Raw genomic sequence first — 10,051 nt, 5'->3', positions numbered from 1 at the left:
TATGCTAAATACGTATATTTACTTCCGTAAACCCTGTATACATGAAAACCATCATCGTTAGCCTATTGCTCCTCCCTCTTCTGCTGGCCAGCTACATCGCTTCCGCTCAGCCCCCACCGGATAAAGATTCCGTAGAAAGAAGGTTTCTTTCCAACGGCGCCTACCGCCACCATTATTTCGCACGGGAATGGCAGATCTACCTAGACAGTGCGCTGGCAGTACTGCCTGATGAAGCCTCTTTCTGGCAACAGAAAGCCATGCCGCTTTTCAAGCAGCGTAAATATGAAGCCGGAATGGTCTACCTGGACAAAGCTGTCGCACTTGATGCGGCGGAATACCTCGATTACAGGGCATTCATCAAATGCATCTTTCAAAAAAACTACCAGGGTGCCATTGCTGATTTTAACCTTGCCAAGAAAGCGGGATATCATCAGGGGGTCATGGACCACCGGTACGATTTTTACCTTGCACTGAGCTATCTGCAGCTAAATGACTATGTCGCCGCTAAAGCAGCATTATTAGAAACTATCAGATCTGTGGAGGAAAATACCCCTAGTGCTCCGGTACATTTTCTCTATTACTTCTATCTGGGCATTATCAGCTATGAAACGGCGGACTATAACACGGCCCTCGATTTCTTCAACAAATCCCTGACCCAATATCCCCGTTTTGCTGATGCGGGATACTACAAAGGTCTTTGTCTGATACGCCTGCACCAGGGAACAGCAGCACGCGAATCATTCACTTCTTCCAGGAAGAATTTTAAAGAAGGCTACTCCATTCCGGAAGACAACGCCGTGTATGAACCCTACCCGTACCAGGTCAAAGAATGGATGTATAACTATTATATACGATAGTTGTAATGCAAATAACACACAGCATCAGACACTCGTTAAAACAACAGTAACGCAAAAGAGTATATGTACTTACTGTGCTTGATAAGTTGTCTTATTTTTTTTCTATCTGCCGCATGTACTCCCGGCAGCAGCCATTCTACTGTAACGAGGCCATCATGCAACATCTCCTTATTTTTACACGCTGCACTTATGTATACACGTACCGCACAGAACAGGAAATAAAACTTACTTACAATGGAAAATTCAGGTAAACCCGGCAGAATATAATTTACCTTGCTTCCATCTCTATATATAATTTATCATCCTCAAAATCCGGTTTTTTATGAAAAGCGAAAAACGTTTAACCCTTGAAGACTTCCAGATGGAAGCAGTTAACTCAGGTAACGAAGTAGAAAAAATGCTTGGACTGGCAGCAGCTGGTTGCCACGTTACCGGACCACACAAAAATGATGATGGCAGTGTTACCCTGATCGACTACGAATGGGGTCTCGCTGAAGCAGCTCCTGAACTGAGCCTGGAAAGAGATTTTGTCGCATTTCCATGATCAGTAACGCAAACGCATTGAGTTAAAGTGCAGGCAGGAGGTACTGTACAGCCTTCTGCCTGTCATTTCATGACGTATTATACGCTTTCGTTGAACCGGTAAACAGTCCCAATGAAATATTATCCCGCATATATAATATTGCTGATGCTTTGCCTGGTTAATACTGTCTTTGGCCAGCAAAAGGTTTTAACGCCTGTGCAAAAAGACTCTATCATACAGATACTGACGACAACCGCCTCTACAGATCAGCAATATCGTTCACAGCTGGAAAGCGTGCAAAGCAAGTACGGTGGAGACTCCCCTGAAATGAAAACGCTGTTCAGAAAAATGGCGGTTGCCGATTCCCTGAACCTGCTGAAGGTAGCCGCTATCATTGACCAGTTTGGCTGGCTCGGTGCAGATGAAATAGGCAGGGAAGGTAACACAACATTATTCATGGTCATACAGCATGCAGGCATTCAGGCCCAGGATAAATACCTGCCGGTCATGCGTGCCGCTGCTGCCAACGGGAAAGCAGCACTTAAAAGCCTGGCACTGCTGGAAGACCGTGTGGCCCTGCATCACGGCAAACGTCAACTGTACGGAAGTCAGGTAATATGGGACATGCGCACCAATCACTACCAGGTTGCTCCACTCGAAGATCCTGAACAGGTAGACAAGCGGCGAGCCACCATGGGACTGCCTTCCATGGCGGAGTACCTTTCTCCCTTTGACATGAAATGGGATGCTGCACAATATGCAAAGGAACTGCCGGCCATAGAAGCAGACTTCTTTAAAAAGCAGGTAAAAAATTAAATGGTATCTACAGGTGATACCGGCTGAAATACCGGCTTCAGTTCATCTACGTACGGCATACGACGCATGCCTACCAGTACATGATCCAGACCACGATGCAGGTACTCCCTGCAAAGTAACAACGGAAGCGTATCACCGGGCGTCGTTGGGATCAGTCGTTCATGACCGTTCTCCCGAAGCCAGCTGATCACCCTTCCCGTAGATGTTTGCAGGCAATACTGCCAGCAAACCTGCTGAAAGGAACGTAACAGCTGCAACGCCTCTGCCGGTATACTATTATCATATAGCAAACGCGCAATGGGATATAATGTACCATAGAACAGCTTATTGAATGCCTCCTCATGCGGAATGACTTTCCAGTTGTCTCTCAGAAAGGCCAGTAATGCAAAATCATTCAGACTACTACCCGGCTTCTTCTGCTGCAACTGTCGTTCCAGCAAGGCAAAACAGTCAGCGTGCAGGGCTTCGTCAGCTGCAGGATCAACGGAAAACTGCTGCACATTGTAGATCACCATACGCAACATGCCATTGGCCGCATTCGCATTCAGCGGACGGTTACCAAATGTACGGATACCATGCCGGGCAGCCAGCTCCAGCAAACTCATTTCGCTCGCTGGTACATGTACATCCGCCTGGTGCTCGATGATGTTAAAAGGAAATTGTATCAGTTTAAAATGATTGGCTGTAGTCACCCGTGTAGCAACAGCTATCAGCTTTGACAAGTCAGTCGCTTTCGGTCCATCTGTTATACTCAGTGTGTTCGAACTGACACCATAATAGCGGATCCTGCCAGCTGCCACCTCTGACTCCAGGAAAGCAAAAGCCTGTTCAAAACGGCGGTAGTATTCTTCCTGACTCGCCATTGCGGCCGGTTGTTCAAAGAAGTATTCGGGAGAATGCAGCAGGAAACCATCGAGCCAGGTCGTACCCATGCGGCGCAATGAAGTGTCGATCTGCAAACGGAGATATTCAGGATGCATGGAATGAAGGAAGGTGTCGCTGATCGTTACGACATCGCTTAAGCCCTTACCTGATTCCTGCAGTTTTCTGAAGGCCACTAAATTATCACCGCTGATGTATCCTGCCTTGGTCACAATAAATAACTGCGCACGCGGAACAACTTCCAGCAGTTTGGCAACAAGCATTTCCGACGCGCCATTTTCATAATTGGATGCGGTGTCCAGCAGGTTGCATCCGTTGCTTACAGCGTGCAATAAGGCTTCAAGATGTTCCTGGTTACTCTCGGACGTCCGGTACATACCAAATCCGATCTTGCTCAGTTCGTGCAGTTGTATCATGAAAAGTGATTTTTGTGAGGTCTGATAAGGGTTTTGAAGTGGGTATTTTACAATTTTCCAACAGCCGGATATACTAACGTAAAAGAATACCTATTATTACTTCCTGCCTGTTATACAGGGACAAAAAATAATGCTATTCAAATACCTTTCCCTATTGGATATCTCTGGATTTAAATATAAATTTATTTATTCTTAACAACAAAAACATATAGGTTATGAAACAAACAACACGTTTGTCATTAGACGATTTCCAACTGGATGTTGCTGACAGCAACAGCGAAATCGAAAAGCTCATGGGTCTCGCTGCTGCTGCATGCCACAAGACCTGTAATCCTCAGCCCGATGCTACTTACATCGATTTTGTAGACTATACAGCCGAGCTGGCAGCAGTGGAAAGAGAGGAGCTTACGCTTAGCCCCCTGATGCGCTGATAAGGCAATTCCCACTAGTACACACCTCAAAATGTAACCTGTCGGACATGTTTGTAGCATAGCCCTGTTACCCATCGTTTTACCACACTAAAATCTTCCCCATGAACAGATTATCGCTGGATGATTTTGCCATTAATGAGATCAACACGGACAATGAGATCGAAAAGATGCTCGGTCTGGCTGCTGCCGCATGCCATACCACCTGTAATCCTGATCCTAATGGTGTTGTTGACTGGGTTGATCATGAAGCAGAACTTCAACAGCTGGTTGAATTCGATTCATCATTGACACTGCGTCCATAACATGTACTGATTTAATTGATCATAGTGATGTCAGCATTTGCTTGACATCACTATACCTGTTTAAACCTGTTTATCACCTATGGTCCTTCTAATTTCCAAAGACCTGGAACCCTCCACCGATAAAGTGATCGACTGGCTGCGTTATATGGGAACACCCTTCCGCCGTATGAATGGTTCCGACCTCCTGGATGCCGCACATGCTCCTACCATCCAGGTAAGCGGTAGTCAGACAGACATGCATTTCAACGGTGAATTACCGGATGCACTGTCGGATATTACGGCGGTATGGTACCGGAGAGATGGTACGAAAGCGCCAGACACACGGCCTATTGCCTCATTGCAGACAACTGGCTACTACGCCGACATCGTCCACCATCTGAGTCAGGAGAACGCTATTGCTAAAAAAGCCCTGTTCGCACTGTTAGCCACGAACACCCGGATACTGGGAAATTTCAATAGATCGAGTGTCAACAAGATCGAGGTACTCATCACAGCTCAGCGACTGGGACTGGATGTCCCCGCAACGCTCATTACGCGCTCCAAAAAGGAGCTGCAGGCGTTTTTTGATACACATGGCCCAGTAATCACCAAAGCGCTCTGGGAAAGCCCCGGAATCACCATTAAACAGGAGAAGACGATCCACTACACCAGTTATACGGAAGAGATCACGCCGGACGTCCTTGCTGACATTCCCGAAACATTCTTCTATTCGCTCTTCCAGGAAAAACTGGAGAAAGAACTGGACTTACGTGTCTTCTATCTCAATGGGGCCTGCTACGCCATGGCGATCTTCTCTCAAATGGACCAGCAAACGAAAGTCGACTTCAGAAAATACACCAATAACAGAAATGTGCCCTATCTCCTCCCAGAGAATGTCCGGCTACTGATCATACAGCTCATGCAGCTCATGCAGCTGAATACCGGCTCACTGGACTTTGTAAAGACGCGCAGTGGCCGTTATGTTTTCCTCGAGGTGAATCCTGTAGGACAATATGATATGACCTCCGTTCCCTGTAACTATCAACTGGATAAAAAAATCGCACAATACCTTTCACACCATGCATAATTACCCTCAGCACCCCCCTGTTCCCCTGCAGCCATTTCCACCGGAACTGGCCACTGCACTACCTGTCAACTATTACCTCTTCGTCAGGAGCATCAGTGAGAAGGTCACCTCCGCACCCACTACCGTGCACAGCCATCTGCATCACACATCGTCCTATGTGATTTTGCCTTTTTATAAAGCGATCTCCAATATTCTGTAACGATGGAATGGTTTAGATTCTTCGCATCCTGCCGGATTGTGGCTGGTCAACACAGCAGTGCCATTTATGACCTGGACCGCTCCGTTATTTACGATCTCCCCAATGCCTTCCTCGATATTCTCCGGGAAGCAACATCAACGCCTGTCGGACAACTACCGGAGGTTTATGGCGAGACCCGCTATCCCCAGATCAAACAGTTCATGAACAAGTTCGTAGAAAAAGAAATTGCGTTCTATACTACAGAACCCGAACGCTTCCCCGATATCGATCTTTCCTGGGAGATGCCCCGTCATATCACCAATGCGATCCTGGAACTGGACGATACTGATAGCTATTCATTTTCTGCAGTCATTGCACAACTCAATGAACTGAATTGCCAGGCAATACAGATACGGCTCCTTCGTTGCTTCAGTACCGCTCAGATAACGCAGGTGATACTGAAGGCGCTTTCCGGTACACAGATCAGCTATTGTGAGATCATGGCCCCTGCCGGCGAGACTGATGCAACACAATGGGTGTCCCTCATGGATCTGCAACCCCGCCTGCGCAGGGTATTCGTATATGCTGCGGCAGCAGATGCCATTCTTTATAATGACAACGACCGTTTTGGCAGAAAAGTGGTCGCCTTCAAAAAAGACATCAGGCAGGAAACCCGTGAAAAGATCCGGCCGGAAAGGTTCTCTCCCAACATTATCAGCTTTACGGAAGCCCAGTCGCACAACCTGGGCCTGAACCGGAAAGTAGCCATAGACAGTAATGGGAACATCCGGAATTATATATCCCATGCCCGGAGTTTTGGCCACGCGAATGAACAAAAACTGGAGACCGTCATCAACCTCCCTGCATTCCGCGAAAAATGGCTGCTTTCCAATGACCAGATCGAAGACTGTAAAAATTGTCAATACCGTTATGCCTGCGTCAGTAACAGTGATATCAGGCAGGAAAACGACAAGTATTACAAAACAGATATGTGCACGTTCAATCAGCAGGAAAACACCTGGTAAAAGAGATCCTGTGCAATTGTTTACCATAAGAGCCAAGTGCTATGAATCTATTCAAGAAAAAGAAATTCCCGTTTTTCAAACAGATAGATCAGTTTGACTGCGGACCCGCCTGTCTGAAGATCATCTCCAAATTCTACGGACGGAATTTCAGCTCCGAACACCTGCGCGACATCTGTAACATCACGCCGGATGGTATCACCATCAAATCACTGATGAAAGGTGCTGAAACACTGGGATTCAAAACTGTTCCTGCTTCCATCTCCTATGAAGTACTGGAACAAAAAGCGCCCCTGCCCTGTGTTACCTACTGGCGCGACCGCCACTTCCTCATTGTATACGCCTTTGAGAAAGGAATGATCAAAGTAGCCGACCCCTCTCATGGTTTGCTGACCTACAGCAAAAAAGAGTTCATCGAAGCCTGGCAGAACAATGCGCTGGCCGATGAGACGACAAAAGGCATCGTGTTACTGATGGAGCCTTCTTCCCGGTTCTTTGAGCAAAAGAATACCGAAGCGGCAAAAGGACTGCTGGGACTTTTCCCCTATATAAAAAATTACAGCCGATATATCCTGCAGATCTTCCTCGGATTATTCCTGGGTAGTATCCTGCAACTCGTACTCCCCTTCCTCACACAAAAGCTGGTAGACAAGGGCATTAATCTCAATAACCTGAACTTCGTCTACGTGCTGCTCCTCGCACAGCTGATGCTCTTCTTCAGTATGTCGTTCATAGCGGCTATCCGGAGCTGGCTGTTGCTGTATGTAGCCGCCCGTATCAACATGCTCATCTCTTCGGACTACCTTGTCAAGCTGCTCAGCAAAACGGTCTCGTTCTTCGACTCCAAAACACCTGGTGACATCGTACAGCGCATCAATGAATCTTCCCGGCTGGACGCCTTTCTGTCTACAGCTCCTGATGCCTTTTTTTCCTATCTCAATGCCACTATCTTCCTGGGAGTGCTGGCCTACTACAGCTGGAGCATCTTCTTAATCTTCATTGTGGGTATCGCCTTGTATACAACCTGGGTATGGGCATTCATGAAGAAACGCGCGGAGCTGGACTTCCGCCGGTTTGACTCCTCATCCGGCATGAACAGTAAGCTCATACAGATCGTCGGGGGCATACAGGAAGTAAAGGTGAACGGCTCTGAAAGAAAACATATACGCGACTGGGAACGGGTAAGGGTCGATTACTTCAAAACATCTGTATCCTCTCTTAAGCTGACGCAGTTTCAAAGCATTGGTGGTAACGTCATCAATGAGGTGAAAAATATCCTCATCACCTTTTCCTCTGCCCTGCTGGTAATGGACGGACAGATCAGCCTGGGCGTCATGCTGGCTATCCAATACATCGTAGGCCAGATCAACGGTCCCATGCTCGGCCTGGTGAGCTTCTTCCGTTCCGTACAGGACGCACGCCTCAGCATGGACAGGTTCGCTGATATCGACCATATTACGCCCGAGCAGGAACAGCTGAACGATCACTCGCTTATGAAGATCCCCGCTCAGAACTATGATATACATATCAAAGACCTCACATTCTCCTATGTGAAAGATCTGAATGCGCCTGTATTGAAGAACCTGAACCTGACCATTCCGCGCGGTAAAATAACTGCCATCGTGGGAGACAGCGGCAGCGGTAAGACAACACTGCTTAAGCTACTCCTCAAACTCTACCTGCCCACCGCCGGCGACATCATGGTAGGCAATTACAATCTGCGGCATATTGACTCCGACAACTGGCGTTCCCTCTGCGGCACCGTGATGCAGGATGGATACATCTTCTCCGATACGATCACACAGAACATCACCGAATCGGCAAGCGATGAAAACGTCGACATTAACAAACTGCTGAACGCCGCCAGAATAGCCAACATAGAGGAACTGATCAATGCTTTGCCTGCCGGGTTCAACTCCATCATTGGCGCGGCGGGGTCCAGTGGCAGAACACTGAGTGGCGGACAACGACAGCGTATCCTGATCGCCAGGGCCGTTTACAAAAATCCCGAATTCCTCTTCTTCGATGAAGCTACAAGTGCGCTCGACGCCAATAATGAAAGAAAGATCGTAGAAAACCTGGACACCTTCTTCGAAGGCAAAACCGTGATCATCATTGCACACCGCCTCAGTACTGTTCGACGGGCTGACCAGATCATCGTGCTGGACAAAGGTGAGATCAGGGAAATAGGCCGCCATGAAGAACTCGTAGAGCGCAGGGGCTACTATCATACATTAATCAAAAATCAGTTAGAAATTGCCAATTGACGAACAAAAAATAAGCAGGATCAATGTCCGCAGCGAATACTTCCAGGATATACTGGACAAGGTTCCCTCCCGGATCATTACCTATGGCAGCACCGGCATGCTGGTGATACTGCTCATCATCATCATCGGGATGAAGATCGTACGCTATCCGGATGTCATCACAACTGAAGCAGTGGTGACAACCAATACGCCACCCGTGACCGTACACAACCGTGTCAGCAGCCGGATTGTAAGTCTGCTAAAGGCCGACCAGGACACCGTCACCGCTGGTGAATGGGTCATGGTATTATACAACAGTGCCAGCTACCAGGAAGTCCTGCGGCTGCGCGACATCCTTAAAAATGTAAAAGGCCCTGCATTCTGGGAAAAAATAGATACGGTGAAATTCGAGGAGCTGACCGCTCTTGGTGATATGCAGTCAGGATATGCCCGCTTTTACAAAAGCGTGGAAGAACTCCGCCTGTTTAACCGTCTGAATATCCAGCACCGGCAGCTCACCATCAATGCGGACAGGGCGAAAAGCATGAACGCGCTTAACAAACAGCTACAAAATAAACTGACCATCCTGCAACGTCAGAGTCTGTTATCCAAATCGGACTTCGACAGGAACAAACTGCTGGATAGCATGCGCGTGATTGCCAAAACAGAAGTGGAACAGAAAGAGATCAGCTATCTCAATACACAGAACATCCTCGAAGAACTCAACAACAGCCGGATTAACAATCAGCTGCAGGAACAGGCACTCAACAAAGAGAATGTTACCCTTGCCGCTGACTATGACAACACCTTGTTCACCCTGCGTAAAAACATCTTTCAGTCCTATAGTGACCTTACCTTCCAGCTTACTGAATGGCAAAATAAATATGTACTCGACGCACCGGTAAGCGGCGTATTGAACTTTTACGATATCAGAACGGCTGATCAGTTCCTGAGTAATGAACAGAAGGTCTTTACCGTCACGCCAGTATCCGGAGAGGAATATTTTGCTATTGCCAAACTACCGGTCACCAACTCGGGTAAAGTAAGGGTAGGACTAAAATGTAATATCCGGCTGAACAACTATCCGTATACTGAATACGGCATGTTAAAAGGCACTGTCACTGCCATATCTGCTGCTGTCAAAGAAGGCTTCTACAGTGTGAAAGTACAGCTCCCCAACCACCTGGTGACCACATTACACAAACCCCTGGACAACAAAAGTGAACTCACCGGTCAGGCGGATATCATCGTAGAGGATCTCACCTTGTACGACAGACTATTTAATTCCATCATTAATAAAAATACCTATTGA

General features: G+C 47.4%; 11 protein-coding genes. 10 read left to right on the top strand and 1 reads right to left on the bottom strand.

What is annotated here, in order from left to right:
- The first annotated feature begins 41 nt into the window (after positions 1-41).
- The 3 genes from GWR21_RS02375 (at position 42) to GWR21_RS02365 (ending at position 2,196) form a co-directional block, all read left to right on the top strand.
- Positions 42-857, top strand: a complete 816-nt coding sequence (locus GWR21_RS02375) for a tetratricopeptide repeat protein (RefSeq protein WP_162330181.1) — start codon at positions 42-44, stop codon at positions 855-857.
- Positions 858-1,179: 322 nt separating this feature from the next.
- Positions 1,180-1,401 (top strand): hypothetical protein, encoded by a 222-nt coding sequence (locus GWR21_RS02370; RefSeq protein ID WP_162330180.1) that lies wholly within the window; start codon positions 1,180-1,182, stop codon positions 1,399-1,401.
- Between the two features lie 111 nt (positions 1,402-1,512).
- A complete protein-coding gene (locus GWR21_RS02365; RefSeq protein ID WP_162330179.1) occupies positions 1,513-2,196 on the top strand; it encodes a DUF6624 domain-containing protein in 684 nt (227 codons plus the stop codon).
- Here GWR21_RS02365 and GWR21_RS02360 read toward each other — a convergent pair.
- Complete coding sequence (locus tag GWR21_RS02360; RefSeq protein ID WP_162330178.1) at positions 2,193-3,494, bottom strand: aldo/keto reductase; 1,302 nt, start codon at positions 3,492-3,494, stop codon at positions 2,193-2,195. The genes GWR21_RS02365 and GWR21_RS02360 overlap by 4 nt on opposite strands.
- A 215-nt stretch (positions 3,495-3,709) precedes the next feature.
- On the opposite strand from GWR21_RS02360, the gene GWR21_RS02355 reads away from it, so the two are divergent.
- The 7 genes from GWR21_RS02355 to GWR21_RS02325 all read left to right on the top strand — a co-directional run bounded on the left by GWR21_RS02355 (position 3,710) and on the right by GWR21_RS02325 (position 10,051).
- Positions 3,710-3,925 (top strand): hypothetical protein, encoded by a 216-nt coding sequence (locus GWR21_RS02355; RefSeq protein WP_162330177.1) that lies wholly within the window; start codon positions 3,710-3,712, stop codon positions 3,923-3,925.
- A gap of 101 nt (positions 3,926-4,026) precedes the next feature.
- Positions 4,027-4,227, top strand: a complete 201-nt coding sequence (locus GWR21_RS02350; RefSeq protein WP_162330176.1) for a hypothetical protein — start codon at positions 4,027-4,029, stop codon at positions 4,225-4,227.
- Positions 4,228-4,306: 79 nt separating this feature from the next.
- Complete coding sequence (gwsG, locus tag GWR21_RS02345) at positions 4,307-5,293, top strand: grasp-with-spasm system ATP-grasp peptide maturase (protein WP_162330175.1); 987 nt, start codon at positions 4,307-4,309, stop codon at positions 5,291-5,293.
- Positions 5,286-5,492: a hypothetical protein gene (locus GWR21_RS02340; protein ID WP_162330174.1), complete on the top strand. Its 207-nt coding sequence runs from the start codon at positions 5,286-5,288 to the stop codon at positions 5,490-5,492. Before gwsG ends, GWR21_RS02340 begins: the two co-directional genes overlap by 8 nt.
- A 2-nt stretch (positions 5,493-5,494) precedes the next feature.
- Positions 5,495-6,496: a grasp-with-spasm system SPASM domain peptide maturase gene (gwsS, locus tag GWR21_RS02335; protein WP_162330173.1), complete on the top strand. Its 1,002-nt coding sequence runs from the start codon at positions 5,495-5,497 to the stop codon at positions 6,494-6,496.
- A 41-nt stretch (positions 6,497-6,537) separates the two neighbouring features.
- Complete coding sequence (locus GWR21_RS02330; RefSeq protein ID WP_162330172.1) at positions 6,538-8,760, top strand: peptidase domain-containing ABC transporter; 2,223 nt, start codon at positions 6,538-6,540, stop codon at positions 8,758-8,760.
- Positions 8,750-10,051 (top strand): HlyD family secretion protein, encoded by a 1,302-nt coding sequence (locus GWR21_RS02325; RefSeq protein WP_162330171.1) that lies wholly within the window; start codon positions 8,750-8,752, stop codon positions 10,049-10,051. The genes GWR21_RS02330 and GWR21_RS02325 overlap by 11 nt, the downstream gene beginning before the upstream one ends.

The sequence above is a fragment of the Chitinophaga agri genome (assembly GCF_010093065.1).
Taxonomy (GTDB): domain Bacteria; phylum Bacteroidota; class Bacteroidia; order Chitinophagales; family Chitinophagaceae; genus Chitinophaga; species Chitinophaga agri.
The sequence above is the reverse complement of the archived record's forward strand: the minus strand, read 5'-3'. Positions and strand labels throughout refer to the sequence as shown.

What these genes read in the sequence shown, in the direction of transcription:
- GWR21_RS02365 (WP_162330179.1), top strand. Translation starts at nt 1,513, where the DNA reads ATGAAATATTATCCCGCATATATAATATTGCTGATGCTTTGCCTGGTT.
- GWR21_RS02370 (WP_162330180.1), top strand. Translation starts at nt 1,180, where the DNA reads ATGAAAAGCGAAAAACGTTTAACCCTTGAAGACTTCCAGATGGAAGCA.
- gwsG (WP_162330175.1), top strand. Translation starts at nt 4,307, where the DNA reads ATGGTCCTTCTAATTTCCAAAGACCTGGAACCCTCCACCGATAAAGTG.
- GWR21_RS02340 (WP_162330174.1), top strand. Translation starts at nt 5,286, where the DNA reads ATGCATAATTACCCTCAGCACCCCCCTGTTCCCCTGCAGCCATTTCCA.
- GWR21_RS02330 (WP_162330172.1), top strand. Translation starts at nt 6,538, where the DNA reads ATGAATCTATTCAAGAAAAAGAAATTCCCGTTTTTCAAACAGATAGAT.
- GWR21_RS02355 (WP_162330177.1), top strand. Translation starts at nt 3,710, where the DNA reads ATGAAACAAACAACACGTTTGTCATTAGACGATTTCCAACTGGATGTT.
- GWR21_RS02350 (WP_162330176.1), top strand. Translation starts at nt 4,027, where the DNA reads ATGAACAGATTATCGCTGGATGATTTTGCCATTAATGAGATCAACACG.
- GWR21_RS02360 (WP_162330178.1), bottom strand. Translation starts at nt 3,494, where the DNA reads ATGATACAACTGCACGAACTGAGCAAGATCGGATTTGGTATGTACCGG.
- gwsS (WP_162330173.1), top strand. Translation starts at nt 5,495, where the DNA reads ATGGAATGGTTTAGATTCTTCGCATCCTGCCGGATTGTGGCTGGTCAA.
- GWR21_RS02375 (WP_162330181.1), top strand. Translation starts at nt 42, where the DNA reads ATGAAAACCATCATCGTTAGCCTATTGCTCCTCCCTCTTCTGCTGGCC.